Source organism: Ramlibacter pinisoli (assembly GCF_009758015.1).
GTDB classification, from domain to species: Bacteria; Pseudomonadota; Gammaproteobacteria; order Burkholderiales; family Burkholderiaceae_C; genus Ramlibacter; species Ramlibacter pinisoli.
Genome location: NZ_WSEL01000003.1, coordinates 2,204,314 through 2,230,813, shown reverse-complemented (window position 1 = coordinate 2,230,813; position 26,500 = coordinate 2,204,314). Strand labels below are relative to the sequence as shown.

The 26,500-nt window shown below is 72.2% G+C and carries 25 protein-coding genes; 12 read left to right on the top strand and 13 right to left on the bottom strand.

Translation table 11 applies throughout. The annotated features are described in order from the left end of the window. From GON04_RS12110 to GON04_RS12100, 3 genes are all read left to right on the top strand, one after another. On the top strand, nucleotides 1–1,014 hold the full coding sequence (locus GON04_RS12110) for a YeiH family protein (RefSeq protein ID WP_157398101.1): 1,014 nt from the start codon (nucleotides 1–3) through the stop codon (nucleotides 1,012–1,014). Nucleotides 1,015–1,040: 26 nt separating this feature from the next. Next, complete coding sequence (locus GON04_RS12105; RefSeq protein ID WP_157398100.1) at nucleotides 1,041–2,021, top strand: Bug family tripartite tricarboxylate transporter substrate binding protein; 981 nt, start codon at nucleotides 1,041–1,043, stop codon at nucleotides 2,019–2,021. Nucleotides 2,022–2,139: 118 nt separating this feature from the next. Beyond that, nucleotides 2,140–3,165, top strand: coding sequence for a uroporphyrinogen decarboxylase family protein (locus GON04_RS12100; RefSeq protein WP_157398099.1), 1,026 nt, complete (start codon nucleotides 2,140–2,142; stop codon nucleotides 3,163–3,165). Between the two features lie 16 nt (nucleotides 3,166–3,181). Here the strand turns inward: GON04_RS12100 and GON04_RS12095 are convergent, their stop codons facing one another. Then, nucleotides 3,182–4,201, bottom strand: coding sequence for a LysR substrate-binding domain-containing protein (locus tag GON04_RS12095; RefSeq protein WP_157398098.1), 1,020 nt, complete (start codon nucleotides 4,199–4,201; stop codon nucleotides 3,182–3,184). A 96-nt stretch (nucleotides 4,202–4,297) separates the two neighbouring features. On the opposite strand from GON04_RS12095, the gene GON04_RS12090 reads away from it, so the two are divergent. From GON04_RS12090 to GON04_RS12075, 4 genes are all read left to right on the top strand, one after another. Next, nucleotides 4,298–5,626 carry a D-serine ammonia-lyase gene (locus tag GON04_RS12090; RefSeq protein WP_157398097.1) on the top strand — a complete coding sequence of 443 codons (1,329 nt, stop codon included), beginning with the start codon at nucleotides 4,298–4,300 and terminating at the stop codon, nucleotides 5,624–5,626. Nucleotides 5,627–5,655: 29 nt separating this feature from the next. Further along, nucleotides 5,656–6,624, top strand: coding sequence for a Bug family tripartite tricarboxylate transporter substrate binding protein (locus GON04_RS12085; RefSeq protein ID WP_157398096.1), 969 nt, complete (start codon nucleotides 5,656–5,658; stop codon nucleotides 6,622–6,624). A gap of 2 nt (nucleotides 6,625–6,626) precedes the next feature. After that, on the top strand, nucleotides 6,627–7,568 hold the full coding sequence (locus GON04_RS12080) for an arginase family protein (protein WP_157398095.1): 942 nt from the start codon (nucleotides 6,627–6,629) through the stop codon (nucleotides 7,566–7,568). A 399-nt stretch (nucleotides 7,569–7,967) separates the two neighbouring features. Further along, on the top strand, nucleotides 7,968–9,254 hold the full coding sequence (locus tag GON04_RS12075; protein WP_157398094.1) for an NHL repeat-containing protein: 1,287 nt from the start codon (nucleotides 7,968–7,970) through the stop codon (nucleotides 9,252–9,254). Nucleotides 9,255–9,296: 42 nt separating this feature from the next. On the opposite strand, the gene GON04_RS12070 is transcribed toward GON04_RS12075, so the two are convergent. Genes GON04_RS12070 through GON04_RS12055 form a run of 4 tightly spaced genes read right to left on the bottom strand, consistent with a single transcriptional unit; the run spans nucleotide 9,297 to nucleotide 13,267 of the window. Next, entirely contained in the window at nucleotides 9,297–10,142 is an 846-nt protein-coding gene (locus GON04_RS12070) for an amidohydrolase family protein (protein ID WP_232532980.1), read from the bottom strand. 14 nt (nucleotides 10,143–10,156) lie between these two features. Next, nucleotides 10,157–11,218, bottom strand: a complete 1,062-nt coding sequence (locus GON04_RS12065; RefSeq protein ID WP_157398093.1) for an isocitrate/isopropylmalate dehydrogenase family protein — start codon at nucleotides 11,216–11,218, stop codon at nucleotides 10,157–10,159. 34 nt (nucleotides 11,219–11,252) lie between these two features. Beyond that, nucleotides 11,253–12,236: a Bug family tripartite tricarboxylate transporter substrate binding protein gene (locus GON04_RS12060; RefSeq protein ID WP_157398092.1), complete on the bottom strand. Its 984-nt coding sequence runs from the start codon at nucleotides 12,234–12,236 to the stop codon at nucleotides 11,253–11,255. A gap of 47 nt (nucleotides 12,237–12,283) precedes the next feature. After that, nucleotides 12,284–13,267, bottom strand: coding sequence for a tripartite tricarboxylate transporter substrate binding protein (locus GON04_RS12055; RefSeq protein WP_157398091.1), 984 nt, complete (start codon nucleotides 13,265–13,267; stop codon nucleotides 12,284–12,286). 84 nt (nucleotides 13,268–13,351) lie between these two features. Between GON04_RS12055 and GON04_RS12050 the strand changes: the two genes are divergently transcribed. Together GON04_RS12050 and GON04_RS12045 are read left to right on the top strand one after the other, a co-directional pair. Beyond that, complete coding sequence (locus tag GON04_RS12050) at nucleotides 13,352–14,272, top strand: LysR family transcriptional regulator (protein WP_157398090.1); 921 nt, start codon at nucleotides 13,352–13,354, stop codon at nucleotides 14,270–14,272. A gap of 35 nt (nucleotides 14,273–14,307) precedes the next feature. Next, entirely contained in the window at nucleotides 14,308–15,156 is an 849-nt protein-coding gene (locus GON04_RS12045) for a GNAT family N-acetyltransferase (RefSeq protein WP_157398089.1), read from the top strand. A gap of 6 nt (nucleotides 15,157–15,162) precedes the next feature. Here the strand turns inward: GON04_RS12045 and GON04_RS12040 are convergent, their stop codons facing one another. The 4 genes from GON04_RS12040 to GON04_RS12025 are packed head-to-tail and all read right to left on the bottom strand — an operon-like array spanning nucleotide 15,163 to nucleotide 17,707. Continuing rightward, nucleotides 15,163–15,645 carry an SgcJ/EcaC family oxidoreductase gene (locus tag GON04_RS12040; protein ID WP_157398088.1) on the bottom strand — a complete coding sequence of 161 codons (483 nt, stop codon included), beginning with the start codon at nucleotides 15,643–15,645 and terminating at the stop codon, nucleotides 15,163–15,165. A 53-nt stretch (nucleotides 15,646–15,698) separates the two neighbouring features. Next, entirely contained in the window at nucleotides 15,699–16,010 is a 312-nt protein-coding gene (locus GON04_RS12035) for a hypothetical protein (protein WP_157398087.1), read from the bottom strand. 4 nt (nucleotides 16,011–16,014) lie between these two features. Then, nucleotides 16,015–16,923, bottom strand: a complete 909-nt coding sequence (locus tag GON04_RS12030; RefSeq protein WP_157398086.1) for an SDR family oxidoreductase — start codon at nucleotides 16,921–16,923, stop codon at nucleotides 16,015–16,017. A gap of 43 nt (nucleotides 16,924–16,966) precedes the next feature. After that, complete coding sequence (locus GON04_RS12025; RefSeq protein WP_157398085.1) at nucleotides 16,967–17,707, bottom strand: SDR family oxidoreductase; 741 nt, start codon at nucleotides 17,705–17,707, stop codon at nucleotides 16,967–16,969. A gap of 126 nt (nucleotides 17,708–17,833) precedes the next feature. Between GON04_RS12025 and GON04_RS12020 the strand changes: the two genes are divergently transcribed. Continuing rightward, the gene (locus GON04_RS12020) at nucleotides 17,834–18,742 is read left to right on the top strand and encodes a LysR family transcriptional regulator (protein ID WP_157398084.1); all 909 of its coding nucleotides are present in this window, start codon (nucleotides 17,834–17,836) and stop codon (nucleotides 18,740–18,742) included. Between the two features lie 31 nt (nucleotides 18,743–18,773). Here GON04_RS12020 and GON04_RS12015 read toward each other — a convergent pair whose 3' ends face one another. The 4 genes from GON04_RS12015 to GON04_RS12000 are packed head-to-tail and all read right to left on the bottom strand — an operon-like array spanning nucleotide 18,774 to nucleotide 25,280. After that, on the bottom strand, nucleotides 18,774–21,200 hold the full coding sequence (locus GON04_RS12015; RefSeq protein ID WP_157398083.1) for an efflux RND transporter permease subunit: 2,427 nt from the start codon (nucleotides 21,198–21,200) through the stop codon (nucleotides 18,774–18,776). Nucleotides 21,201–21,225: 25 nt separating this feature from the next. Beyond that, on the bottom strand, nucleotides 21,226–22,197 hold the full coding sequence (locus GON04_RS12010; protein WP_157398082.1) for a WD40/YVTN/BNR-like repeat-containing protein: 972 nt from the start codon (nucleotides 22,195–22,197) through the stop codon (nucleotides 21,226–21,228). 25 nt (nucleotides 22,198–22,222) lie between these two features. Beyond that, nucleotides 22,223–23,572, bottom strand: a complete 1,350-nt coding sequence (locus tag GON04_RS12005; RefSeq protein WP_157398081.1) for a DUF1329 domain-containing protein — start codon at nucleotides 23,570–23,572, stop codon at nucleotides 22,223–22,225. Between the two features lie 13 nt (nucleotides 23,573–23,585). Beyond that, on the bottom strand, nucleotides 23,586–25,280 hold the full coding sequence (locus GON04_RS12000) for a DUF1302 domain-containing protein (protein ID WP_338050942.1): 1,695 nt from the start codon (nucleotides 25,278–25,280) through the stop codon (nucleotides 23,586–23,588). A 500-nt stretch (nucleotides 25,281–25,780) separates the two neighbouring features. On the opposite strand from GON04_RS12000, the gene GON04_RS11995 reads away from it, so the two are divergent. Together GON04_RS11995 and GON04_RS11990 are read left to right on the top strand one after the other, a co-directional pair. Further along, nucleotides 25,781–26,164, top strand: a complete 384-nt coding sequence (locus GON04_RS11995) for a hypothetical protein (RefSeq protein ID WP_181654011.1) — start codon at nucleotides 25,781–25,783, stop codon at nucleotides 26,162–26,164. A gap of 12 nt (nucleotides 26,165–26,176) precedes the next feature. Beyond that, the gene (locus GON04_RS11990) at nucleotides 26,177–26,404 is read left to right on the top strand and encodes a YMGG-like glycine zipper-containing protein (RefSeq protein ID WP_157398080.1); all 228 of its coding nucleotides are present in this window, start codon (nucleotides 26,177–26,179) and stop codon (nucleotides 26,402–26,404) included. Nucleotides 26,405–26,500: the final 96 nt, after the last annotated feature.

The window sequence follows — 26,500 nt, the reverse complement described above, 5'->3', positions numbered from 1 at the left end:
ATGCAGCTCGTCGCCCGCGTCTCCTCGGCCCCGGACCGCCTGCGCGTCCTGGCGCCCGGCCTGCTGGCCTGCGGCGTCGTGGGCGCCGCCTCCGCCTTCCTGTCGGAGCATTACGGCGCGCCCGTGATGCTGTTCGCCCTGCTGCTGGGCATGGCGATGAACTTCCTGTCCGGCGACGGCCCCTGCCGTCCCGGCATCGAGTTCTGCGCCCGCCAGGTGCTGCGCATCGGCATCGCGCTGCTCGGCCTGCGCATCACCATCGCCCAGGTGGTGGCGCTGGGCTGGGGCCCGGTGGTGCTGGTGATCGCCTGCGTGGTGCTGACCATCGTCGTGTCCATGCTGGCCGCGCGCCTGCTGGGCTTCAACACGCTGTTCGGCCTGCTCTCCGGCGGCGCCACGGCGATCTGCGGCGCCTCCGCCGCGCTCGCCCTGTCGGCGGCGCTGCCTTCGCATCCGCAGAAGGACAAGGCGACGCTGTTCACCGTCATCGTGGTGTCGGCGCTGTCGACCGTCGCCATGGTGCTGTACCCGATGCTGACCCAGGCGCTGGGCTACGACCCCGCCCTGGCCGGCCAGTTCCTGGGCGCCACCATCCACGACGTGGCGCAGGTCGTCGGGGCCGGCTACAGCATCTCGACCGAAGCCGGTGACGTGGCGACGCTGGTCAAGCTGATGCGCGTGGCGATGCTGCTGCCGGTGATCCTGTTCGCCTCGCTGCTGACGCGGCGCAGCGGGCAGGACCAGGGCGGCGAGCGTCCGCCCCTGCTGCCCTGGTTCGCCGTGGCCTTCGCCCTGCTCGTGATGCTCAACAGCACGGGCTGGGTGCCGAAGGTCGTGCAGTCCGCCGGCAACGACGTGTCGCGCTGGTTCCTGGTGGCGGCGATCGCCGGCATCGGGATGAAGACCCACCTGAAGGAGCTCGCCACCGTCGGGCTCAAGCCGGTGGTGCTGATGGTCGGCGAGACCCTGTTCCTCGCCGTGCTGGCCCTGGCGCTGCTGCGCTGGCTGGCGTGAAGAAAACAACCACGAAGGAGATTGTCATGAGCGCTTTCCCGATCTCGCGCCGCCAGCTGCTGGTGGCCGCCAGCGGCGCCGTCGCCGCCCCTCTCGCGTTCGCGCAGACCTGGCCCACGCGTCCCGTGCGGCTGGTGGTCGCCGGCCCCGCCGGCGGCAGCGCCGACCTGGTGGCACGGCTGGTGTCCGAGCCCCTGTCCAAGGAGCTGGGCCAGCCCGTCATCGTCGACAACCGCCCCGGTGCCGCCGGCGCCATCGCGGTCGGCGAGCTGCTGCAGGCCCAGCGCGACGGCCACACGCTGCTGGTGGGCGTGAACTCGCTGGTCAGCGAGATCCCGCACATCGTCAAGCTGCGCTGGGACATGTTCAAGGAAGTCCGCCCGCTGGCCGAACTGGCGCGCGGCGGCCTGGTGCTGGTGGGCCACCCGTCGGCTCCGGGCAAGGACCTGAAGGAGCTGGTCGCCTATGCCAAGGCCAACCCCGGCAAGCTGAACTACGCCTCCTACAGCCCGGGCACGTTGTCGCACGTGCTCGGCCTGCAGCTGAACCAGGCCGCCGGCATCCAGCTGGTGCACGTGGGCTACAAGGGGTCGACGCCGGCCCTGGCCGACGTGATGGGCAACCACGTGCCGCTGATGTTCGACGGCCTGGCGACCTCGCTGCCGCTGCTCAAGGGCGGCAAGATCAAGGCCTATGCGGTGAGCTCGCCGCAGCGCGCGCCGCAGCTGCCGGACGTGCCGACCTTCCGCGAGGCGGGCTACCCGCAGCTCGACGCGCTGGGCTGGATGGGCCTGTGGTCCACGCCCGACGCGCCGGCGGCGGCGCAGCAGCGGGTGCGCGAGGCCACGCTCAAGGTGCTGTCGGACGCCGGCGTGCGCACGCGCATGCTGGACACCGGCTTCGAGGCCGGCTCGCCGCGCACGACCGAGGAGATGGCCAAGGTCCTGAAGACCGACTACGACCGCGTGGGCGGCGTGCTGCAGTCGATCAACTTCAAGCCGGAGTGAGCGGGCGCGGGGCGGCGCCCCGCACCGGCCTGCCGGGGCATCCGGGATTCCACCGGCGGCCGGCGCCGCCGGGGTCGATACATTGGGTGTCCCGCATCCGCCCGGAAGGACCCCGCCCATGCTGTTTCCCACCACCATCGTCGGCAGCTTCCCGCAGCCCGACTGGCTGATCGACCGCGCCAAGCTGGCCGGCCGCTTCCCGCCGCGCGTGCGCGCCAAGGAGCTGTGGCGGCTGCAGGAGCCCTGGCTGGCGCAGGCCCAGGACGACGCCACACTGCTGGCGATCCGCGCCCAGGAAGAGGCCGGGCTGGACATCGTGTCGGACGGCGAGATCCGGCGCGAGAGCTACTCGAACCGCTTCGCCACCGCGCTGGACGGTGTCGACCTCGACAACCCCGGCACCGGCCTGGACCGCTCCGGCCATCCGAACCCGGTGCCGCGCATCGTCGGGAAGATCCGCCGCCGCCATGCGGTCGAGGTGGAGGACCTGAAGTTCCTCAAGCGCCACACGACGCGCCGCACCAAGATCACGGTGCCCGGCCCGTTCACCATGCTGCAGCAGGCGCAGAACGACTTCTACAAGACCGAGGAAGAGGCGGCGATGGACTACGCCGACGCGGTCAACGCCGAGATCAAGGACCTGTTCGCTGCCGGCGCCGACGTGGTGCAGATCGACGAACCCTACATGCAGGCGCGGCCCGAGAAGGCCCGCCAGTACGGCCTGGCGGCGCTCAATCGCGCGCTGGAGGGCGTGCAGGGCACGACCGCCGTGCACATCTGCTTCGGCTACGCCGCCGTGATCCACGTGCGACCGAGCGGCTACTCGTTCCTGCCCGAGCTGGCCGGCTGCCGCTGCAAGCAGATCTCGATCGAGACGGCGCAGTCCAACCTGGACACCAGCGTGCTGGAGCAGCTGGCGGGCAAGCAGGTGATGGTGGGCTGCCTCGACCTGTCGGACATGAACGTCGAGACGCCCGAGGTGGTGGCCGGCCGCATCCGCAAGGCGCTGCGCCACATCGCGCCCGAGCAGGTGATCCTGGCGCCCGACTGCGGCATGAAGTACCTGCCGCGCGAGGTGGCCCAGGGCAAGCTGGCGGCCATGGTGGCCGCCGCGCAGCAGCTGCGGCGCGAGCACGGCGGCTGAAGCGCGGTAGCGGCGCTCAGGGCCGCGACGCGCTGCGCCGCACGGCCCTGGACGAGGCCGCCGGGGCACGCCGGGCCGCTCCATCGGCGGGGACGGCGGCAGCCGCGCCCCAGCGCGCCTGCCGCTCGCGCACGAAATCCTCGGCCCTGGCCCGCAGCCAGGCCTCGACCCGCACGACCGGGCCCGACGGCTCCTGCGCCGCGACGAAGAAGTACGACGCCTCGGACTGCACCGGCCGCCCGAACAGTTCCACCAGGCGGCCGCTGCGCAGGTCGTCCAGCACCAGCGCCGTGCGGCCGAGCGCCACGCCCTGGCCGGCCGCGGCGGCCTCCAGGGACAGCAGCGACAGGTTGAACCGCGGGCCGCTGTCCAGGCGGTCCAGGGTGACCCCCGTGGCGGCCAGCCAGCCGTTCCATTCCGTGAACTCGCCCGCGCCGTCCCAAGGGCTGGCGTCGTGCAGCAGCCACTCGGGCCGCAGGTCGGCGGGTGAGCGCAGCTGCGGGTGCGCCGCCAGGAAGGCGGGGCTGGCCACCGGCACCAGCCATTCGTCGAGCAGCTTGCGGGCGTACAGGCCGTCGTAGGCGCCCAGGTCGAAGCGCAGCGCGGCGTCCAGTTCGTCGCGCGCCATGCGGGGCTGGTCGATGGCGTGGAACTCGCCGCGCACCGCGAGGTGGACACCCGGGTGCAGGCGGAAGAAGTCGCTCAGCCGCGGCGTCAGCCATTTCATCGCGAACGAGGGCGAGCAGCTCAGGGCCACCGGCCGCCCGTCCGGGCGGCGCAGCTGCGCGAGGGCGGACTCGACGCCGTGGAACGCCTCGTGGACGGCCTGCTGCAGCCGCAGGCCGTCCGGGCTCAGGTCCATCGCCCGGCCGCCGCGCACGAGCAGGGTGCGGTCCAGCGCGCGCTCCAGCTGCTTGACCTGCTGGCTCACCGCGCCCTGCGAGATGCACAGCTCGGCGGCGGCGCGGGAAATGCTGCGGTGGCGGCCCGCCGCCTCGAAGCAGCGCAGCCAGGCGAGCATCGATGCGGTCAGCATGAATGTTCACTGAAACTAATGGAAGGATCACTATAAACCGTTTGTCTGCAGTGAAGTGGCCACCCAGAATCAGCGCAAGCCTTCACTGAGACTTCGATGCCAGCTCCTTCTTCCCCACCCCGGGACGCCGCCGGCGCCCTGGCCCTGCTGCGGCGTGCGCAGCCCCAGCTGTGGACGTCGCCCGTGCGGTCGGCGCAGGCGGAAGCGGCGGCCGGGGTGGACCCGGACCTCACCGGCGCCGCCGCCGCGCGCTTCGAGCGCTTCCGTCCGCTGGTCGCCAGCCTGTTTCCGGAACTGGCGGCGCAGGGCGGCCGCATCCGCTCCGCGCTGCGCCAGGCACCGCGCCTGCAGGAGGCCCTGGGCATCGAGCAGGGGCAGGTCTGGATCAAGTGCGACCACGCGCTGCCCGTGGCCGGCTCGATCAAGGCGCGCGGCGGCTTCCACGAAGTGTTCGAGCTGGCCGAGCGCATCGCCGCCGGCGCCGGCACGCCGGTGCACGAAGACGCGAGCGCGCTGGCGACGCCGGCCCTGCGGGCGCTGTTCGGCGAGCACGAGATCGCCGTCGGCTCCACCGGCAACCTCGGCATGGCCATCGGGGTGATGGCCGCCGCCCTCGGCTTCCGCGCCGTGGTGCACATGTCCGCCGATGCCAAGGCCTGGAAGAAGGCGCGGCTGCGGGCACGCGGCGTCACCGTGGTCGAACATGCGGGCGACTACGCCGATGCCGTGGCGGCCGGGCGTCGGCATGCCGCCGGCCAGCCGCACCGCCACTTCATCGACGACGAGAACTCCGCCTCGCTGTTCGCCGGCTACAGCACGGCCGGCGCGGAACTGCAGGAGCAGCTCGCCCAGGCCGGCGTGGCGGTCGACGCGCGCCATCCCCTGTTCGTCTACCTGCCCTGCGGCGTGGGCGGTGCGCCCGCCGGCATCACGCACGGGCTGGCCGGCCGCTTCGGCCCCTTCGTGCATTGCGTCTTCGCCGAGCCGGTCCAGAGTCCCTGCGTGCTGCTGGCGCTGCTGACCGGCATGGACCCACCGGTCTACGACTACGGCCTGAGCAACCGGACCGAAGCCGACGGGCTCGCCGTGCCGCGCGCCTCCCGCTTCGCGGTCGAGGCGGTGCGCCACCTGGTGGCGGGCGTGTGCTCGGTGCGCGACGAGGACCTGCTGCGCGACCTGTTCCTGCTCGAGACGGCGGAGGGCATCCGCGTGGAGCCCTCGGCCGCCGCCGGCATCGGGGCGCTGCGCGCGCTCTGCCGCACCGACCAGGCCCGGGCCTACCTGCAGCACCACGGCCTGGCGGACCACCTGCACCGGGCGACCCACGTCGTCTGGACCACGGGCGGGCTGCTGCTGCCCGAGCCCGAGTACCTGGCCTTCCACCACCGCGGCGCCGAACTGGCCACGGTGGCCGACCCGACCTGACAGCAAACCGATTCGAAGGAGATCTTGAAATGATGCGAAGGACCTTGTTGCGCGCCGTGGCGGCGCTGACGCTCCCGCTGCTCGGCGCCGTGGCCCAGGCGCAGTGGGCGCCCGCCAAGCCGATCACGCTGGTCGTCCCCTATCCGGCCGGCGGCAGTTCCGACGTGCTGGCGCGCGTGCTCGGCAAGAGCATGGGCGACGTCCTGAAGACGCCCGTGGTGGTGGACAACCGCCCCGGTGCCGGGACCTACATCGGGACCAGCTTCGTGCAGCACGCGCCCGCCGACGGCACCACGCTGTACGTGGTCGACGTGCCCTTCGCGGTGCTGCCCTGGGTGCTGTCCAGCGCCCGCTACGACCCGGTCAAGGACTTCACGCCGGTGGGCCTGGTGGGCACGGCGGCCCAGGTCTTCTGGGGCCGCGCCGGCCAGGGCCAGACGCTGCCGGGGCTCATCGCCCGCGCCAAGGCGCAGCCGGGGAAGGTCGCGCTCGGCACCGCCGGGCCGGGCACCAGCGTGCACCTCCTCGTGGAGATGCTGCAGCAGCACACCGGCACCACCACGGTGGTCAGCCACTACCGCGGCTCCGCGCCCATGTTCGTCGACATCGCCAACGGCACCGTCGAGGGCGGCTTCTCCACCTACGCCTCCGCCAAGCCCCTGCTGGACGCGGGCAAGATCGCTCCGCTCGCGGTCACCTCGGCCCAGCGGCAGGCCGCCATGCCCACCGTGCCGACGGTGACCGAGCTGGGCCTGGCCCCGCTGGCGCTGGAACACTGGTGGGGCGTGGTCGGCCCGGCCGGGCTGCCGCGCCCGGTGGTCGAGAAGCTGAACGCCGCGCTGCAGACCGCCCTGGCCGATCCGGCCAACCGCGCCAAGCTGGTCGCCCTGGGCGTCGATCCGGCGGGCGGCGCCCCGGAACAGTTCGGCCAGCTCGTCGCCTCCGAGGTGAAGGTCTGGTCCAAGGTGGCCCGCGATGCCAACGTGAAGATGGAGTGACCATGGCCGACCATCCCTACTCCCCCGGCGAGGGCCTGCTGGGCCCGCAGACCTTCATGGGCCTGCCGTTCGCGCCCGATGCCCAGGGCGCCCGCGCCTTCGTCTGCGGCGTCCCGTTCGACTGCGGCACGCACCCGACCCGCGTCGGCGCCCGCCAGGGCCCGGCCCACGTGCGGCGCCATTCGACCACCGTGCGCCCGTTCCATCCCGAGCGCGGCGACACCGACTGGCGCCAGGCGCTGGGCGCGGTGGACGTCGGCGACATCGCCGTCGTGCCGTCGCAGATCGAGGTGTCGTTCGCGGCGATCGAGCGCGTCATGACGCGGCTGCAGGAGGCGCCGGGCGCGGTGCCGTTCACCATCGGCGGCGACGGCAGCGTGAGCCTGCCGCTGATGCGTGCCGCCGCTGCGCGCCATCCCGGCCTGGTGGCGCTGCACTTCGACGCCCACACCGACTGCATGGCGCCACCGGCCCCTGGCCTGCACAACACCGGAACCCAGTTCTGGTACGCGGCGACCGAAGGCCGCATCGACCCGGCCCGGTCGTGGCACATCGGCATGCGCGGCACCCTGGCCGTTGCGGGGTCCTTCACCACGCCCCAGGAACTGGGCTTCCGGATGCTGCCGCTGGCGCAGCTGCTCGAACGCGGCCTGCGCGCGGCGATGGCCGAAGTCCGGGCCAGCGTCGGCGATGCACCGGTCTACCTGTGCTGGGACATGGACGTCATCGACCCGGCCTTCGCCCCCGGCGTCGCGGCGCCCAGCTGGGGTGGGCTGAGCGCGCGCGAGGCGCTGGAGCTGCTGCAGTTGCTGCAGGGCCTGAACATCGTGCACGTCGACATCAACACGGTCAGCCCGCCGCACGATCCGACCGGCGCGGCCGGCTCGCTGGCGGCGCAGCTGCTGTACGAGGCGATGGGCCTGCTGCACGCGCGGCGCAGCTGACGCGGCGGGACTGGGTCCGCCCCGGGCTCTGGCGCCCCGGAAGGCCGACAAGGCCGCCCGGGTCGTGCACCGGCCCGTGGGGCAGATGCCCCGCTCGGCCAGTGAAATCCCCCGGTAGCTCCCGGCGTCGTCCCCCGTGTGGACACCACGCAGCGGCGGTGCGCGTCGCTCCCGGCACGATGGGCTGGCCGCCCGCAACTGGCACGCGATATGCCAAGCACCGGCGGCGATGCACTCCCTGCGACTCTTCGGCCGTCCGGGCACCGGCCGCACCGCCACGCATCGGCCTCGCCGGGCCGAAGCCGATTCCGGAGGTACCCCATGGATATTGCAAGTGCCCTTCACGGGGGAGCCGGGCGGGCCCTGCGGTCCGCGCGGCAAGCAGGTTCCGCGCTTCTCGTGGCGGCGTTGCTGGGCGGCGCCGCCCATGCCCAGACGCTCCGGTCGCAGACGACCTGGGGCGGCCAGGGCTCGGACACCGCCCAGGGCGTGGCGGTTGCCGGTGACGGCAGCTCCTACATGGTCGGCCTGTCCGACAGCTTCACGTTCGACGTCTTCGGCACTCCGCGTCCGGCCATCTCGCTGGTGAAGTTCTCGGCCAGCGGCGCCGTCGTCTGGCAGAGGCTGTGGGAGGGCGAGACGCAGCCGGGCGGACTGCGCGGGCCCTCGGTGGCGCTCACCGCCGACCAGGGCTCCGTGTACGTCTCCGGCATCACGAACACCAACGGCGGCGACGCGGTGCTGCTGAAGTTCGATGCGGCCACCGGCGGCCTGCTGTGGCAGCGCACCTGGGGCGGGCCCGGGCGGGAGGAGAGCGAAGCCGTGGCCACCGACACGCAAGGGAATGCCTACATCACGGGCACCCAGGACAACTTCGACTCCAACGGCGTGAACATGTTCGTCGTGAAGTTCAGCGCGGCCGGCGCCGTCACGTGGCAGAAGGCGACCAACGGTGCGACCGGGTCGGCGGTGGCGGTCGCGCCCGACGGGCAGGTCTATGCCGCCGGCAGCAGGGCACGCGCCGGCGGGCTGGCCGAGTTCGACCTGCTGGCCCTCAAGCTCACCAGCGCCGGGGCCCTGGTCTGGGACCGGACCTATTCCGCCGGGCAGGTGGTGGACGCGCGCGGCGGCATGACAGTGGGCAGCGATGGCGGCCCGATCCTTGCGGGCGCGATCCAGGCCGGCAAGCGGGTGGTCGGCATCTCCGCGCTGGTGGTGCGGCTCGGCGCCGACGGGGCCCTGCTGTTCGACAGCCAGTGGGGCGGCAAGAACGGTACCTCGGCCGGCGGCGTCGGGCTGGCGCCCGATGGCTCCATCCATGTCGCGGGGCAGGGCAGTCTCACCGATGGCGCCAATGACGCGTTCGTGGTCCACGTGAGCACCGACGGCCGGGGCCTGGACGCCACCACCTGGGGCGGTTCGGGCTTCGACAGCGGGCATGGGGTCGGTGTCGCAGCGGACGGGACGGTCGTGCTGGCCGCCAGCACCACCACGGGGCCGCCGTATGCGCTGCTCGATGCCTCGCGCAAGGTGTCCGCCGTGCGCGGCACCGTGGCCGCGGCCGGTGCCCTCCTGGTCGACGCGACCGGCAGTGCGGCCGCCTCCGCCGCGGCCGTGATCATCCCGGATGGACGCACGGCCTACGCCGGCAATTTCGAGCAGGCGCTGGTGCGGTTCATCCGCTGAGCGTCACGGGCCCGCACGGTGGTGTGCCGGGCCGGGCCCGCGTCAGAAGCCGTAGAGGGCCGCCGGATTGCGCGCCAGCACCTGCTCGCGCACGGACTCGCCCGGCAGCCAGCGCTGCAGCGAGGCGGCCAGCGCCGCCGGCGGGATCTCCCGGTAGCGGCTGATCTCGTGCGCGGCCTTGCCGGGCTCGCGGTCGGTGTGCGGCCAGTCGCTGCCCCACAGCACGCGCTGCGGCGCCGCCGCCAGGAAGGCGCCGGCCCAGGCCGCCACGGCGGCGTCGTCGCCGGCCGTGATGCGGTAGGGGGCCGACAGCTTCACCCAGGCATTGCCCGAGCGCAGCAGCTGCAGGAGCGCCTGCGCCACCGGATCGCCGACCGGCGTTGCGGCCGGCAGCATGGCGAAGTGGTCCAGGACCACCGGCACCGGGAGCCGCGCCAGAAACGGTGCCAGCGCCGCGATGGTCGCCGGCGCCGCATACACCTGCAGGTGCCAGCCCAGCGGACCGATGCGGTCGGCCCAGCGCAGCAGGCTGTCCTGCAGGGCGTCCGGCGCCCGGATGCCGGCGCTCTCGACATTGACGCGCAGCCCGCGCACGCCGCGCGCGTGCAGGTCCGCCAGCTCGGTGGCCGTGCACTGCGCGTCGACCACCGCGATGCCGCGACCGCGTCCCTGCAGCCGCTCCAGGCTGTCCAGCAGGCAGCGGTTGTCGGTGCCGTAGAAGCTGGGCTGGACGAGGACGACGCGCTCCAGCCCATTGCGCTCCAGGTGCTCCAGCAGCGCCGCGTGCGGCGCCGGCCCGGGCGTGTAGTGGCGCTCGGCCACCATCGGGTAGGCGACGCGGTCGCCGACCACATGGGTGTGGCAGTCGCACGCCCCGGACGGCAGCATGGGCCGGCCTCCGGTCACGCGGCGAGCAGGCGCTGCACGAAGGCGCGGCCGGTCGCGGCCGTCCCCAGCTTGCCGCCCACGTCGCGCGTCGCCTCGCCGGCGGCGATGGCGGCCACCACGGCATCGTCGATCGCCCGCGCCGCGGCCGTGAAGGCCGGCAGCCCCTTGCGCTGGCCGTGCCAGCCCAGCAGCTGCGCGGCCGACAGCACCAGCGAGAACGGGTTGGCCACGTCCTGGCCGGCGATGTCGGGCGCCGAGCCATGCTGGGCCTGGCCCATGGCGTGGTCGTCGCCGGCGTTGAGCGAGCCGCCCAGTCCCAGGCTGCCCGAGAGTTCGGCCGTGAGGTCCGACAGGATGTCGCCGAACATGTTGGTGGTGACGATCACGTCGAAGCGCTGCGGCGCGCGCACCACGTGGGCCATCATGGCGTCGACGATGAAGTCGTCGACCCGCACCTCGGGGAACTCGCGCCCGACCGCATGGCACATCTCGATGAACATGCCGTCGCCGATCTTGAGCACGTTGGCCTTGTGGACGATGGTCACGTGCTTGTCGCGCGTCATGGCCAGCCGGAAGGCGGCGCGGGCGATGCGCTCGCAGCACAGGCGGGTGATGCGGCGCAGCGAGACCACCACGTCGGGCGTGATCAGCATCTCGCTGCCGCCCGAGGCGATGTTGCGGTCGGCGTAGAAGCCCTCGGTGTTCTCGCGCACCACCACCAGGTCGAAGTCGCCCAGCCGGTTGGCCAGGCCCGGGTAGGTGCGCGCCGGGCGGATGTTGGCGTACAGGTCCAGCTCCTTGCGGAAGAACTTGGACGGGTTGATCTCGCCGCGCGCCTCGTCCTTGAAGTCGTAGGTGGCGGTGGGGCCGAGCATCAGGCCGTCGGCGGCCCTGACCTTCGCGAGCAGCGCGGGCGTGACGGTGGCGCCGTGGCGGCGCAGGCTGTCGTGGCCGGTGATGTCGTGGTCCAGCTCGAGGCCGAGCGCGAAGCGCTTCGATGCCGCCTGCAGGACATCGACGGTCACGGCCATGGTTTCGGGGCCGATGCCGTCGCCGGGAAGTACAACGATTTTCATGGAAGGGTCTGGGGGAGGTCGGGAGGGGAGGCGGTTACTCGATGTGGGCGCTGGTCAGCTTCACCAGCTGGGCGTACTTGTCGGCCTCGGCACGCACGAAGGCGTCGACGCGGGCCGCCGGCATCGGGTCGACCGAACTGCCCTCGGCCTCGAAGCGCGCCCGCAGGTCGGGCTCGGCCAGCACCTTGGTGATCTCCGCGTTCAGGCGGTTGACGATGGCGTCGGGGGTCTCGCGCGGCGCGAAGTAGCCGCCCCACAGGCTGAAGTCGAAGCCGGGCACCGCCACCTCGGCGACGGTCGGCACGTTGGGCAGCGCCGCCAGCCGGCGCGGCGACGACACGGCCAGCGCCTTGACCTTGCCGCCCTTGATGTGGCTGACGATGGCCGACGCGCTGGAGAAGAAGAACTGCACCTGGCCGCCGATCAGGTCGGTGATCGCCTGGCCGGCGCCCTTGTAGGGCACGTGGACCATCTCGGTTTTGGTGCCGATGGCCAGCGCGGCCGCCGCCAGGTGACCCGGCGTCGCCGTCCCGGACGAGGCGTAGGAGATGCTGCCCGGCTTGCTGCGCGCGAGCTTGAGCAGCTCCTCCAGCGAGTTGTACGGCGCGCTGGCGGGCGCGGCCATCACCAGCGGCGCGTTGCCGACCATGGCGATGGCCCGGAAGTCGGCCAGGCTGTCGTAGCCCGGCGTCTTCATGGCCGAGCGGTTCACCGCCATCTCGCCGGTCTGGCCCAGCATCAGCGTGTAGCCGTCGGGCCGCGCCTTGGCCACCAGGCGCGCGCCGAGCGCGCCGCTGGCACCGGGCTTGTTGTCCACGATCATGGGCTGGCCCAGCACGCGCGCCAGCCGGTCGCCGACCAGGCGCGCGAACACGTCGCCCTGGCCGCCGGGCGCGTAGGGCACCACCACCGTGATGGGCCTGCTGGGGTAATCGTTCTGGGCGAACGCGCGGGCCAGGGGGCCGGCGGCCGCGAGGGTGGCGCCGGCCTGCAGGAAGCGGCGGCGGGAGGGGGTCATGAGATGCATCGTCGGGACAGGAAAAAAGGAATCGGTGGCGGCCGCGCTCAGCGCAGCTGCATGGCGGGGTTGCTGGCGACGCTACGCCACAGGGCCAGCTCCTTGGCCAGCGCCTGGCCGAACGCCGCCGGCGTCAGGCGCAGCGGATCGGCACCTTCGTGGACCAGCCGCCCCTTGACGGGGTCGGCCGCCGCGGCGTCGTTGACGGCGCGGTTGAGCGTCTCGACCACGGCCGGCGGCGTGCCGGCCGGTGCCAGGATGCCCCACCAGGTGCTGACGTCGAAGCCGGGCACGCCCGCCTCGGCCATCGTCGGCACGTCCGGGAACAGCGCCGAGCGGCGCGCGCTGGTCACGGCCAGCACCGGCAGCTTGCTGTCGCGCACGTGCGGCAGGATGGTCGGCACGGTGGCGAAGAACAGGTCGATGCGGCCGGCCAGCAGTTCGACCGTGGCCGGGCCGCTGCCCTTGAACGGCACGTGCGTCAGGGCCAGCCCGCTCTTCTGGCGGAACATCTCGCCGGCCAGGTGGTTGATGCTGCCCTCGCCGGCCGAGCAGTAGTTCAGGCCGTCCGGGCGGGCCTTGCCCGCCGCGACGAGCTGGGCCAGGGTGGTGGCGCCCAGCTGGCGCGAGGCGACCACCAGCAGCGGGCCGCGGCCGATCATGGCCACCGGGGCGAAGTCCTTCACCGGGTCGTAGGGCAGCTTGGGGCTGACGGCCGCGTTGGTGGCGAAGGTCGAGGTGGCGAACAGCAGCACGTGGCCGTCGGCCTTGGCCTTGGCGACCACGTCGGCGCCCAGCGCGCCGCCGGCACCGCCGCGGTTGTCGACCACGACCGGCTGGCCGAGCCGCTCCGACAGGGTCTTGGCCAGGTCGCGCGCGATGCTGTCGGTGCCGCCGCCGGGGGCGAACGGCACCACCAGCGTGAGCGGACGGTTCGGGAACGCCGGCTGTGCCGACGCGAGGGGGGCGATGGCGCCCAGGGCGGCCGTGGCCGCCAGCGCGGCCAGCAGGCGGCGCACGGTGAACTGCATGGTGGTGTCTCCTGGGCGCCGATGATCCAGGCTGGCGTTGCCCCTGTAAATTGCAAAGATTCTGGCAATTGATACGGCATACGCATGAATTTCGATCTGGACGACCTGTGCGCCTTCGTCGCCGTCGCCGACCGGGGCAGCTTCCGGGCCGCGGCCACGGCCCTGCACCTGTCGCAGCCGGCCCTGTCGCGCCGGGTCGAGAAGCTGGAGGGCGCGCTCGGCTTCCGGCTGTTCGAGCGCACCACCCGCAAGGTCGAGCTCAACGCCCTGGGTCGCAGCTTCATGCCCAAGGCGCGCCACGTGCTGCACGAACTCGAGAGCGCGCTGCTGGGCATGACGGACCTGTCGGACCGCCTGCGCGGCCAGGTGACGGTGGCCTGCGTGCCGTCGGCGGTCGGCAGCTTCGTGGCCAACGCGCTGACCGTGTTTCACCGGCAATACCCGGGCATCCAGGTGCGGCTGGTCGACGACAGCGCCACCGAGATCCTGCTGGCGGTGGCGCGGGCCGAGGCCGACTTCGGCATCAGCTACCTGGGCACGCAGGAGCCCGACCTCGAGTTCCAGCCGCTGGTGCAGGAGGACTTCGTGCTGGCCTGCCTGCCCACCCATCCGCTGGCGCGCCAGCCGTCGGTGCGCTGGGCCGACCTCGCGCAGCACGAATGCGTGATGCTGGCGCCGGGCAGCGGCAACCGGATGCTGATCGACCAGGCGCTGGCGTCGCTGCCGGCGCGCCCGGCCTGGAGCTGCGAGGTGCGCCACGTGCCGGCCCTGGTCAGCCTGGTCGAGGCCGGCATCGGCGTCGGCCCGGTGCCGCGCTTCGCGATCGCGCAGGGCAGCCAGGGCCGGCTGGCCAGCGTGCCGCTGGTGGAGCCGACGGTCGTGCGCACCATGGGCACCATCAAGCGCCGCGGGCGGCCGCTGCCGGCGGCGGCGCAGGCCTTCCATGCGTTGCTGCTGGGGCAGGCCCGTCCGGCCGGGCCGGAGCCGGCAGCCGCTGCGCGGTGATGGCGCGGCGCGCGCCCCCGTCCTAGCATCGCGCCATGGCTGCCGGCTACGTCACCCGGACGATGCGCCCCGACGAGGTTGCGCTGGCGATCGAGTGGGCGGCGCAGGAGGGCTGGAACCCGGGCCTGCACGATGCGCAGACCTTCCTCGCGGCCGACCCGCAGGGGTTCTTCGTCGGCACGCTGGATGGCGAGCCGGTGGCGTCGGTCTCGGTGGTGCGCTACGAGCCGGGCTTCGCCTTCCTCGGCCTGTACATCGTGCGGCCCGGGTGGCGCGGGCGCGGCCTGGGCTGGGCGCTGTGGCAGCACGGGATGGCGTCCGCGGCCGGGCGGCTGGTCGGGCTGGACGGCGTGGTCGCGCAGCAGGCCAACTACCGCCGCTCGGGTTTCGAGCTGGCCTGGCGCAACGTGCGCTACGAGGGCCGCGGCGGCGGCGCCGCGCCGGCCGACGCACGGCTGGTCGACCTGGCCGGGGTGCCGTTCGAGGCCGTCCGTGCCTGCGACGCCGCCTGCTTCCCGGCCGAGCGTTCGGCCTTCCTGCGGGCCTGGCTGGCCCAGCCCGATGCGGCGGCGCGCGGCTGGATCGAGGACGGCCGGCTGCAAGGCTACGGCGTCGTGCGCCGCTGCCGCAGCGGCTGGAAGATCGGCCCCCTGGTCGCCGGAAGCGAAGCCGTCGCCGAGGCGCTGTTCCTGGCGCTGTGCGCCCCGGCCGGCGCGGCCGAACCGGTCTACCTCGATGTGCCCGAACCCCACGCGGCCGCGGTGGCACTGGCGCGCCGTCACGGGATGCAGGTGGTGTTCGAGACCGCCCGCATGTACACGGGCCGTGCGCCCGCCGTCCCCCTGGACAGCCTGTACGGCGTCACCACGTTCGAGCTGGGCTGAGGCGGCTCACTTCTCCGGCATGGCCGACGAGTGGTGGCTGGTGATCAGCCACTGGCTGCCGTCCCACTTGTAGGTGTAGGTGTAGCGCGCCTTCACCACTGCGCCGGTGCGGGCGAAGGTGAAGGTGTACAGGCCGGCATCCACGGCGGTGTTGCAGCCGATCTCGATGCTGCGCGAGTCGATGCGGCCGGACGGCCGGTCCTCCAGGAAGTGGACGAAGTAGTCCTGCTTCTGCGCCGGGTTCAGGCGCGGCGTGTTGGACACGGTGGGCAGCAGCACCGACTTCTCGGCGTAGTTCGCCACCACCCGGCGCGGGTCGCCGGTCTGCAGCGACTGGTTCCAGCGGTCGAACAGGGCCGCCACCTCGGCTTCGCTGCTGGGTTTGCAGGTCTCGGTGCGGGCCGACGACGCGGACCCCGGCAGGTTCGCGGCGCAGCCCGCGAGCAGGGCTCCCGCGGCCAACAGCGCGGATACGGCAGTTGTCTTCATGGCGGCTCCTTGTTGTGGGGGCCACGGACTGTACGGGCGGGGTGTCAGTAGGGTCACACCGAGACGTAACCGGATGATCGCCGGATGCCAACGCATCCGCTGGCGAGGGCCGTCCGCAGGGCCAGCCCGAGGGCGGTCGGCAGGCCGACGATGAGCAGGCCGATGGGCAGCTCGTCCAGCAGCGGGTAGCCGGCCCGGGTCACGCCCACCCACCCGTTGAACACCGCGGCGCCGCACCACAGCGCCAGCCAGGCGAGGAAGGCCGCCCGCGCCGCGCCCGGCAACGCCGGCTCGAACAGGCGGCCCAGGATGGCGCTGCCGGCCAGCAGGCACAGGCCTGCCAGCAGGAACCAGGCGGTGCGCATCGCGTCAGCCGCGCGCGGACGTCGCCACCGCCAGCAGGTCGGACAGGCCGACCCGCCGCAGCATCTCGGCGCGCAGCCGGTCCAGCACGCCGAAGCCCACGTCCGCGCCGTCCTGCGCCGGGTCGATGTGGACCCGGAACGGGCGCCGGCCGTGCGGCCGGTCGACCACGTCGACGATGGCCTGCGCCACCAGGGACGCATCGGCGTCGGCCGGCACGATGGCGTCGAAGGCCTGCTGCACCTGCGCGCCGAAGCCCGCATAGGGGCCCGCCTCGTAGGCGGCCACGACGGCCTGGTCGCCCGGGGCGGCCGCATGGGCGAAGTGGTTGGTGCCCGAGGTGAAGGCGCCCGGCACCACGATGGAGGTCTCGATGCCCCAGCGCGAGAGCTCGCGCGCGTACTGCACCGCGATGGCATCCATCGCCGCCTTGGCGCCGAAGTAGGGGGCCAGGTAGGGCGGCGTGCCGCCGGCCGAGCTGGAGCTGGAGACCCACACCAGCAGGCCCTCGCGGCGCGCCCGCATGTGCGGCAGCACGGCGCGGTTCACGCGCTGCGTGCCCACCACGTTGACGTCGTACAGCTGCAGGTACTGCTCGGGCGTGAAGGCTTCGGCCGGGCCGAACACCATGTGGCCGGCGTTGTGCAGCACGGCGTCGATGCGGCCGGCCTCGGCGGCGATGCGCGCCACCGCGCGGTCGACCGATTCCTGCGACTGCACGTCGAGGTCGACCACGCGCAGGTCGACGCCGGCCTCGCTGGCGTGCTGCAGCAGCGACTGCGCGTGGGCGGCGTTGCGCCGGGCGACGTCGCGCATGGAGGCGTACACGGTGTGGCCGGCCTGCGCCAGCGCCTGGGCGGTCAGGCGTCCGAAGCCGCTGGAAGCGCCGGTGACGAGGATGACTTTCTGGCTCATGGGAATCTCCTGGTGGGGTCGAAGGCGGAGGCGGGACGGGTGCTCAGACGATGCCGCCGTTGGCGCGCAGCACCTGGCCGTTCACCCAGGCGCCGTCGGGGCCGGCGAGGAAGGACACGACGTTGGCGATGTCGCCCGGCTGGCCCAGGCGCTCCAGCGGCGCCAGGCGGCTGAGCTGGTCGATCACCGCCTGCGGCTTGCCGTCCAGGAACAGCGCGGTGGCCGTGGGGCCGGGCGCGACCGCATTGACGGTGACGTTGCGGCCGCGCAGTTCCTTGGCCAGCACGTGCGTCATCGCCTCGATGCCGGCCTTGGTCGCCGCGTACACGCCGTAGGTGGGCTGGTACAGGCCGACGACGCTGGACGACAGGTTGACGATGCGGCCGCCCGGGCGCAGCCGACGGGCGGCCTCGCGCATGGTGTGGATGCTGCCCTTGAGGTTGATGGCCAGCTGGCTGTCGACCAGCGCGTCGTCGGAGTCGGCCAGGGTGGCCAGCCGCATGATGCCGGCGTTGTTCACCAGCACGTCCACGCCGCCGAGCGCCGCTTCCGCGGCGTCGAACAGGCGCCGCACGGCCTGCGGGTCGCTCACGTCGGCGCGGGCGCTCAGCGCCTTGCCGCCGGCCTGCTCGATCCGGCCCGCCAGGGCATCCGCTTCGGCGGCGTTGCCGGCGTAGTTGATGACGACCGCGAAGCCGTCCGCCGCGAGGCGGGTGGCGATGGCGGCACCGATGCCGCGCGACGCCCCGGTCACCACGGCCACTTTCTGCTCGACCTTGCTCATCTCTGATCTCCTGGTTGATGTCGCCAAACCGCTTGGCGATGGCGAAACTTTGCCTGTTGGTCGCCAAAAGATAATCACGCCAAGATCGACATCACTGTTCAATCGCAACGAACAATCGGAGGTGCCATGGACCGTCTCGAGGCCATGCGGGTGTTCAGCCGGGTGGTGGAGCGGCGCAGCTTCACGCTGGCGTCGCAGGACACGGGCGTGCCGCGTTCCACCGTCACCACGGTGGTCCGCGAGCTGGAGACGCGGCTGGGGACCCGGCTGCTGCAACGCACCACGCGCACGGTGCGGCCGACGCTGGACGGCGAGGCCTACTACCGGCGCTGCCTCGCCATCCTGGACGACGTGGAGGATGCGGAAGGGGCGTTCAAGGGCGCCGAGCCGCGCGGGCTGCTGCGCATCGAGGTTCAGGGCACGCTGGCGCGCCACTTCCTGCTGCCCGGCCTGCCGGACTTCCTGGCGCGCTATCCGGGCATCGCGCTGTCGATGAGCGAGAGCGACCGCTGGATCGATCCGGTGCAGGAGGGGGTGGACTGCGTGCTGCGCTGGGGCCAGCTGCCCGACAGCGAGCTGGTGGCACGGCGTGTCGCCGTGCTGCAGCGACTGACCTGCGCGACACCCGGCTACCTGGAGCGCCACGGCACGCCGGGCACCCTCGCCGATCTCGCCGGCCACCGCATCGTGGGGCTGCGCTCGCTCACCTCGGGGGCGCTGGCGCCGCTGGAATTCAGCGTCGGCGGCACGGTGCAGACCGTGCCCCTGCCGGCCACGCTATCGGTGACCGGGCCCGAGAGCTACCTGCGCGGGCTGCAGCTGGGACTGGGCATCGCGCAGCTGCCGCGCTTCCATGTCGAGGCCGACCTGGCGAGCGGCCGCCTCGTCGCCCTGCTCGAGGACTGCCCGCCGCCGCCCGGGCCGGTGTCGCTGGTATACGCCCGCAGCCGCCACCTCTCGCCCCGGGTGCGCGCCTTCATCGACTGGGCGGCGCACGAGTTCGCCCGCCGGACGCCGGCTGCCGCGCCGGACTGAGCGCGGCGGCCGCCGGCGGGCGCGGCCTGGCTCAGGCGGGCACCGCCATCGCCGGGGTCGGTTGCGCGGCCGGCGTTGCACCGGGCAGCAGCCACCGCGACAGCGCCGGGATCAGCACCACCGCACCGACCATGTTCCACAGGAACATGAAGGCCAGCAGGATGCCCATGTCGGCCTGGAACTTGATGGGCGAGAGGGCCCAGGTCGCCACGCCGACCGCCAGCGTCACGCCGACCAGCACCACCACGCGGCCGGTGAACTCCAGCGCGCTGCGGTAGGCCGCGGCCAGCGGCACGCCCAGGCGCTGCTGGGCCAGCTGCACCGACAGCAGGTAGAGCGCGTAGTCGATGCCGATGCCCACGCCGAGCGCGATCACCGGCAGCGTGGCCACCTTGACGCCGATGCCCAGGGCCACCATCAGGGCCTCGCACAGCACCGAGGTGATCACCAGCGGGACGACGGCGACCACCACCGCGCGCCAGCTGCGGAAGGTGATGAAGCTCAGCACGATGACGGCGGCATACACCAGCAGCAGCATCTGGACCCAGGCGCGCCGCACCACGATGTTGGTCGCGGTCTCGATGCCGGCGCTGCCGGCGGCCAGCAGGAACTGGCGGTCCTTGCCGCTGTGGCCCTGGGCGAACCTGGCGGCGACTTCCGCCACCCGGTCCAGCGTCTCGGCCCGGTGGTCCGACAGGTAGGCGATGACCGGCATCACCGAGCAGTCGTTGTTGAACAGGTCGGGGTTGTTCACGCTGGCCTGCTGCGCGCCGTAGTTCAGCACGTCCTGGTTGCGCGCGATGGTCAGCCACTTGGGACTGCCCTCGTTGCTGCCGGCGGTGATCTGCCGCACGGCGTTGGCCAGCGACATCGTCGTCTGCACGCCCGGCACCTGCTGCAGTTCCCAGGCCAGCCGGTCGGCATCGATCAGGGTCTGGTACTGCAGGCAGCCTTCCTTGGCCGTCTTGACGATCACCGCGAAGGTGTCGCTCGACAGGCTGTAGTGGGCCGTGGTGTACGCGTTGTCGCGGTTGTAGCGCGAGTCCGCGCGCAGCTCGGGTGCGCCGGCGTCCAGGTCGCCGATCTTCAGGTGCGTGCTGACCGCGTAGCCGCCGACGGTCAGCAGCGCCGCCACGCCCAGCGCGACGAGCGACCAGCGCGTCTCGACGAAGCGCTCGAGCCCCGCGAACACCCGGCCGACGGCGCCGCCGCCGTCGGTCTGCACCGTGCGGGCGGCCGCCGCCGGGCTCACGCCCAGGTACGACAGCAGCACCGGCAGCAGGATGAGGTTGGTGACGATGAGCACCGCCACGCCCAGGCTGGCGGCCAGCGCCAGCTCGCGGATCACCGGGATGTCGATCACCATCAGCACGCCGAAGCCCACGGCATCGGCCAGCAGCGCCGTCAGGCCGGCCAGGAACAGGCGGCGGAAGGTCAGGCGCGCGGCCACCAGCTTGTCGGCGCCGCGCCCGATGTCCTGCATGATGCCGTTCATCTTCTGCGCGCCATGGCTCACGCCGATGGCGAACACCAGGAACGGCACCAGGATGGAATACGGGTCGAGCTCGAAGCCGAGCGCGGCCACCAGCCCCAGCTGCCAGGCCACCGCCACCAGCGAGCAGGCGATCACCAGCCCGGTGCTGCGCAGGCAGCGGGTGTAGGCGTAGATGATCAGGGCGGCGATCACCGCCGCCAGCACGAAGTACAGCGACACCTGCACCAGGCCGGCGATCAGGTCGCCCACCAGCTTGGCGAAGCCGGTCACGTGCAGGCGCACCGGCGCCTGCTCGCCCATGGCCTCGTAGCGGGCGCGGATGGACTCGATGCTGTTGGACAGCGCGCGGTAGTCCAGGCGCTGGCCGCCGCTGGGATCGCGGTCCAGCAGCGGCAGCACGATCATGCTGGAGCGGAAGTCCGTGCCCACCAGGCTGCCCACCAGGTTGGCGCGCGCGATGTTGGCGCGCAGCTGCTCGGTGCTGGCCGGCTTGCCGTCGTAGTTGTCCGGCATCACCGGGCCGCCGCGGAAGCCCTCCTCGGTCACCTCGGTCCAGCGCACGCCGGGAGCCCACAGCGACTTCACCCAGGCCCGGTCGACGCCGGGGGTGAGGAACAGCTCGTCGTGGACCTTCTTGAGCGCCTCCAGGTAGCGCGGGTCGTCCACCGTCCCCTTGGGGTTCTCCACCACGATGCGCAGCGAGTTGCCCAGCCCGCGCAGCTCGCCGCGGTTCTGCAGGTAGTTCTGGATGTAGGGATGACCGCTGGGGATCATCTTGTCGAAGCTCGCGTTCAGCCCCAGGCGGGCGGCGGCGACCGCCCCCAGCAGCAGGGTCAGCACGAGGCAGACGAGCAGGACCGCCCGGCGGTTGTGGAAGACCAGCCGCTCCAGCCGGGAGCCGGAGGCGGAATCGAAGGCGTACGAGGGAACGGAGGCGTCCCCGCTCAGGGCGGCGGCATGCATGGCGATCTCGGAAAAGGTGGGGGGATCAGGGCAGCGGCTGCACTTGCAGGCCGCGCGGTCCGGCCACGAGCACGCGGCCGGGCGCGACGCCCAGCACCGCGGCTGCCGGAACGGGCCGGTCGAGCTTGACCGGCGAGAAGCTCGCGCCCTGGTCGGCGCTGGTGAGCAGGTGGCCGGCCTGGCTGGCCAGCACGATGCGGCCGCCGGCGTCCACCGCGGCGGCGGTCAGGCCGACCTGCAGGCCGGTGGGGACGGCCTGCCAGTTGGCGCCCCCGTCGGTGCTGCGCAGCAGGTTGCCGCGCAGGCCGTGCACCAGCAGCGTCTTGCCGCTGCCGGCCACGCCGAACAGCGTGCCCTGGTAGGGCAGCGGCACGGCGGCGAAGCGGCCGCCGGCGCGGTCCAGCTTCATCAGCAGCCCCTGTTCGCCGGCGATCCACAGGTCGCTGCCGATGCCGCGCACGGCGTACAGGTGCATCTTCTTGGGGTTGTCGCTGTCACGCTGCAGCGACTTCCAGTTGGCGCCGCCGTCGGTGGTGGCCAGCAGCGTCCCGAAGGCGCCGACGGCCCAGCCGGTGCTCTCGTCGCCGAACCACACGTCCAGCAGCGGGACGTCGGCCTCGTCCGGGCGGCCGTCACGCTGGCGCTGCCAGCTCTTGCCGCCGTCGGTGCTGTGCAGGATCACGCCGTCGTGGCCCACGGCCCAGCCCTTGTCCGGGCTCGGGAAGTGGACCGCGACCAGGTCGGAACTCACAGGCACCTTGGCCTGCTGCCAGTCCTGGCCGGCGTTGTCGCTCCACAGGATGTGGCCCCGCTGGCCGACCGCGACGACGCGGTTGCCGGCCTGGGCCAGGCCGGTGACCAGCCCGCGGGACGCCAGCGGGCTTTGCATCGCCGGCGTGTCGAGCACGTCGGCCCAGCCTTCCACGGCCCCGGTGGCGGCCATGCCCGCCAGCGCGGTGCCGGCGGCCAGGGCCATCAGGAAATGGCGCGCATTCATCGCGGCGCTCCGGGCTGGCGGTGCGTCAGCGGATGCCGGCGCCGGCCAGGGCGTCGGCAGTCCACTCACGCTCGGGCAGGGCCTTGGTCTGGCGCATGCCGCCGGTCTCGGCGATGAAGCCGGTCAGCGAGTACACGCGTCCCACCAGGTCGTAGTGGCCGAACATGTCGGTGTAGGGCGCGGGCAGGTCGTAGGTGGGCGCCATGTAGGCGAAGCCGGCGCGCCACAGCTGGCCGCGCGCGTCGTACTCGTCGCTCGCCAGGGCGGACCAGGAATCCTCGTCCAGGTAGAAGGTGCGCTTGCTGTACACGTGGCGCTTGCCTTCCTTCAGCGTCGCTTCCACGACCCACACGCGGTGCAGTTCCCAGCGCACCATGTCCGGGTTCAGGAAGTTCGGCTTGAGCAGGTCGTCCTGCTTGGCGCCGTACACCGCCTTGTAGGCGTTGTAGGGGACCAGCATCTCCTTCTTGCCGACCAGCTTGAAGTCGTAGCGCTCCATCGAGCCGTTGAAGATGAAGGTGTCGTCGAAGGTGGTGGCGCCGGCGGTGCCGGGGTTGGGCGTGTCGTGCGACAGGTCGGGCGCGACCTTCACCCGGCGCTGGCCGGGCAGGTAGCTCCAGGCACGGCGGTCCTTGGTGCCCAGGTCCAGCGGATCCTGCAGCAGCAGCGCCTCGCCGGCACGGCGGGCCGGGCCGGTGTAGGTGAGCTTCAGCTTCCAGTAGGTGTCGGTTTCGGTCTTGCTGGCGTCCCAGAACGGGTACTCCTGCACGCTCATGCCCTCGGTGGCCAGGGCCACGCGGCCGTTGGCATCGACGTTGAGGTTGCGGTATTTGGCCTCGTAGGCCGGCCCGTTGAAGCGCACCAGGTGGTTCCACATCGCCTCGTTGCCGGTCTTGGGGATCGGGAACGGGAAGCCGGCGTGGGCGCCCTCCATCGAGCGGCCCTCGTTGACGGTCTTGGCACGGGTGGCGTTCTTCAGCGTGTTGTCGGTGACGTACTTGGGGAAGGCCACCGAGCGGTGCGTCGGGTACACGTCGACGCGGAAGTCGGGGTACTTCTGCAGCAGCGCCTTGGTGCCTTCGGTCAGGCTGCCGGCGTACTGGCCCATGTTCTTGGCGTCGACCGAGAAGCGCGGCTTGTCGCCGGCGAACGGGTCGGGGCGGATGCCGTCGCCGGCCTTGAAGCCCGCCGGGGCCGTGGTGTTGCCGCCGGTGTAGGCGGGGATGGTGCCGTCCTTGTTGGCGGCCTTCTCGCCGCCGACCGCGGTCAGCGTGCTGGTGAGGGCCTTGGCTTCGTCGGCGCTGACGGCCGCGTGCGCGGCGATGGTGCCGGCGGCAGCGAGCAGCGCTGCCAGGGTGCGCAGGGGGAATCGCATGGTGTCTGTCTCCTTAGAAGGTGGTGCGGAACGTGAGGCTGACGAAGCCGCGGTCACGCAGGAAGGTGTTGAGGCCGTTGGTGGCGGTCACGGCCGTCCCGTTGTCCTTGTAGCGACCGACGAAGTCGATGTACTTCAGGTCGAAGCGGTACTTCTGCTGCACGTCGGCACTGAGGCCGACGGAGTAGTTGCCCAGCGACTCGTTGCCGCCGAAGGTCACGGCGGAGTTGCCGTGCAGGCCCACCGAATACGTGATGGGCGCGGAGAGGTCCACGCCGGCGAACACCTGGTACCAGGTGGGCGTGAACGCGACACTGGTGCCAAGGTAGTCCTTCGTGGCGCAGCCGTCCCACTTGTCCCTGCCGTTGCAGGGGGCGAAGCCCTCGGCAAAGAACAGGTTGGCGCCGCTGCGCACCTTGGACCACTGCGACCACTGCAGTTCGGCGGCCCAGACGGCGGCATCGAACAGCGCCGTCTTGGGCACCACGCCGGTGGCGTTCATCAGGGCGTGCCAGGTGTCGCCGCGGGCACCGTTGGTGTCGCCGGCGGCCGGCCGGCCGGGCGCGACGCCCAGCGTGGTCGAGAACAGCGGCGTGTTGCGGCGGGTCGAGACTTCCGCGCCGAAGCTGATGCCGGCGATGTTCTTGGCGAAGCTCGCGCCGAACAGGTCGATGCCGTCGGCGTAGACCAGGTTGTACTGGCTGCCGTTCGGAACCGTGCTCGGGCTGGTGATCAGCACCTGGGGCAGCTTGTCGGCGAAACGGCGGTAGTAGAAGCCGACCGTGCCGCCGTCGAGCGCCTTCGGGCTCCAGCGCGCCGACAGGCCGAACTCGCCGCGCTGCGGCGGCTCGAAGGCCGGGCCGCGGTTGGCGAAGCCGGCCGCGGCCGACAGGAACTGGCGGTCGGGGCCGTTGAAGACGCCGTCCACCGGACCGAGGTAGGTGCCGCCCTCGGGGTAGCGGGCCGACTCCCACTGCAGCAGGTACTGGCCGGCCACCGACAGCTCGTCGGTCAGCTGGGCCTGGGCCGAGAGCTGGTTCAGCGGGCGGAACAGTTCCTTGGCCTCGGTCCCGGGGGTGGCGAAGCCCTTCTGCAGGTCAAGCGAGTTCTGCGAGTAGGAGACCGAGTGCAGGTGGCCGCCGAGGAACAGCGACTCGCCCCAGTACAGCGTGTGGCGGCCGGCCTTGGCCTGCACCGGCACGTTGCCGGCGTCGAAGCCGGTGAACGCGAAGGCGTCCAGGATCTCGCCCGAGGGACCGCCGTAGAAGCGCTTGGTCAGCGGGCTGTACTGGTTGTTGACGTAGCTGGGGATGGCGGCGAAGGTGGGGTTGCTGCGGCTGGTGCTGCCGTAGGCACCGTCGTACCAGCCCGCGCCGCTGATGCGGAAGCCGTGGCGCTTCTTGTAGACCACGTCCAGCTCGGACAGCAGGTCGATGCGCTTGGACACGGCGTCGCCGCGGTCGAAGCTGAAGGTGCCCTCGTCGGAGAGCGGCGAGTTGCCGATCTTGGGGTCGCGGTTCTCGACGCGCGTGGCGTAGTTCAGGCGCACTGAGTTGTCCCAGCGCACGGAGACGTCGGGGTTGCCCGTGTCGATCTCCATGGCGAGCGCGTTGCCGCAGCAGGCCAGCAGGGCGCCGGCGGCGATGGCGGTGAACGGGAAGGCGCGGTCTGTTCCTTGCATCGGCAGCCGCGGGGTGGATAGCGTCACTGGGTCTCCTCGGGTTTGGGGGGCGAGGCAGACGAGGACACGCGCAAGAAGGCTCGCGTGCTTCGTCTGCACGGCATGATTCTTGTGAGTGAGGGGCGATGCATCCCCCCCCTTGGTGTGGGGGGCGGCGGCGGGTCTAGGGTTTCCCCTGAGAAGACCTGCCTCGGCCGTGACTGCTGGTGTGGCGAATGCCCCGCCGGCAGTGCCTTTTCCACGGATGGGCACGATGGCGCAGGAAACCGGTCGGGAATCCAGTCGCCATGCCCAAGCGACGAACGGCTGGTCGGCCGTGTGGGGTCACCGGCAGGGAATGAACACTGGGTGAAACGGGAGCCAACGCGCCGCCTCACCGCCCAACGCTTCCCCCTGCGGTCACCGTCGAACGCGGTGGCGCCCGGGCGTCAGGTCACCCGGCCCTGGTCCCCGCGGGCATGGGACCTAGGTCCAATCGCCAGCGCCGGACCGTACGGATCAACTTGCGGCGAACCAAGGAGATCGCCATGGCAATGAGACTCCAGGCGCGCGCATCGGTGGCTGCTGCTTGTGTGGTCCTGGCCGCCGCCGGCGGCATGGCCCGCGCGGACGAACTGCCGCTCGTCACGGGCAAGCAATGGACCGAATCGTCGGAACAGGTCAAGAAGGCCTACCTCATTGGCATTGCCAACATCGTCCAGGTCGAGCGTGCCTACCACGCGGGCAACGCTCCCACCGATGCCCAGAGCGTCCTGCCGCGCCTGCAGAAGGGGCTGCAGGACCACACACTCGACACCGTTCGCGAGGGGCTCGATCGCTGGTACGCATCGCACCGGGACCAGCTCCAGCGACCGGTCATCGAGACGCTCTGGTTCGAGATGGCACTGCCCGGTTTGCAGAAGGCCAGATGACGGAGGCGCACCATGAAGCGAGTCGCATGGATGGGCGTTGTCGCCCTGGTTGCCGGGCTGATCGGATGCACGTCGATGACGTCGCAGCAGCAGAGTACGGCGTCGGGCGCGGCAATCGGCGCCGCAGCGGGGGCCGGGATTGCCGCCATTGCCGGGGGCAGCGGCTGGACGGGTGCGGCCATCGGCGCCGTGGCCGGTGGCGTGGCCGGCAACATGAGGGCCAACCGGCCGCCCCAGTGATGCCGGGCCGCGGGGGCGGCCGCCGCCAGCGCGGGCAGCCAGCCGGCGTGAACCCCGGAGCGGAAACGGCGACGGCCCCGCGCGGGGGCCGTCGTT

Coding starts and splice junctions, on each gene's coding strand:
- GON04_RS12060 (WP_157398092.1), bottom strand. CDS start 12,236: ATGACCCCCTCCCGCCGCCGCTTCCTGCAGGCCGGCGCCACCCTCGCG.
- GON04_RS12065 (WP_157398093.1), bottom strand. CDS start 11,218: ATGAAAATCGTTGTACTTCCCGGCGACGGCATCGGCCCCGAAACCATG.
- GON04_RS11990 (WP_157398080.1), top strand. CDS start 26,177: ATGAAGCGAGTCGCATGGATGGGCGTTGTCGCCCTGGTTGCCGGGCTG.
- GON04_RS12010 (WP_157398082.1), bottom strand. CDS start 22,197: ATGAATGCGCGCCATTTCCTGATGGCCCTGGCCGCCGGCACCGCGCTG.
- GON04_RS12020 (WP_157398084.1), top strand. CDS start 17,834: ATGGACCGTCTCGAGGCCATGCGGGTGTTCAGCCGGGTGGTGGAGCGG.
- GON04_RS12110 (WP_157398101.1), top strand. CDS start 1: ATGCAGCTCGTCGCCCGCGTCTCCTCGGCCCCGGACCGCCTGCGCGTC.
- GON04_RS12055 (WP_157398091.1), bottom strand. CDS start 13,267: ATGCAGTTCACCGTGCGCCGCCTGCTGGCCGCGCTGGCGGCCACGGCC.
- GON04_RS12015 (WP_157398083.1), bottom strand. CDS start 21,200: ATGCATGCCGCCGCCCTGAGCGGGGACGCCTCCGTTCCCTCGTACGCC.
- GON04_RS12105 (WP_157398100.1), top strand. CDS start 1,041: ATGAGCGCTTTCCCGATCTCGCGCCGCCAGCTGCTGGTGGCCGCCAGC.
- GON04_RS12035 (WP_157398087.1), bottom strand. CDS start 16,010: ATGCGCACCGCCTGGTTCCTGCTGGCAGGCCTGTGCCTGCTGGCCGGC.
- GON04_RS12100 (WP_157398099.1), top strand. CDS start 2,140: ATGCTGTTTCCCACCACCATCGTCGGCAGCTTCCCGCAGCCCGACTGG.
- GON04_RS12090 (WP_157398097.1), top strand. CDS start 4,298: ATGCCAGCTCCTTCTTCCCCACCCCGGGACGCCGCCGGCGCCCTGGCC.
- GON04_RS12095 (WP_157398098.1), bottom strand. CDS start 4,201: ATGCTGACCGCATCGATGCTCGCCTGGCTGCGCTGCTTCGAGGCGGCG.
- GON04_RS12030 (WP_157398086.1), bottom strand. CDS start 16,923: ATGAGCCAGAAAGTCATCCTCGTCACCGGCGCTTCCAGCGGCTTCGGA.
- GON04_RS12070 (WP_232532980.1), bottom strand. CDS start 10,142: ATGCTGCCGTCCGGGGCGTGCGACTGCCACACCCATGTGGTCGGCGAC.
- GON04_RS12005 (WP_157398081.1), bottom strand. CDS start 23,572: ATGCGATTCCCCCTGCGCACCCTGGCAGCGCTGCTCGCTGCCGCCGGC.
- GON04_RS12025 (WP_157398085.1), bottom strand. CDS start 17,707: ATGAGCAAGGTCGAGCAGAAAGTGGCCGTGGTGACCGGGGCGTCGCGC.
- GON04_RS12080 (WP_157398095.1), top strand. CDS start 6,627: ATGGCCGACCATCCCTACTCCCCCGGCGAGGGCCTGCTGGGCCCGCAG.
- GON04_RS12085 (WP_157398096.1), top strand. CDS start 5,656: ATGATGCGAAGGACCTTGTTGCGCGCCGTGGCGGCGCTGACGCTCCCG.
- GON04_RS12050 (WP_157398090.1), top strand. CDS start 13,352: ATGAATTTCGATCTGGACGACCTGTGCGCCTTCGTCGCCGTCGCCGAC.
- GON04_RS12040 (WP_157398088.1), bottom strand. CDS start 15,645: ATGAAGACAACTGCCGTATCCGCGCTGTTGGCCGCGGGAGCCCTGCTC.
- GON04_RS11995 (WP_181654011.1), top strand. CDS start 25,781: ATGGCAATGAGACTCCAGGCGCGCGCATCGGTGGCTGCTGCTTGTGTG.
- GON04_RS12045 (WP_157398089.1), top strand. CDS start 14,308: ATGGCTGCCGGCTACGTCACCCGGACGATGCGCCCCGACGAGGTTGCG.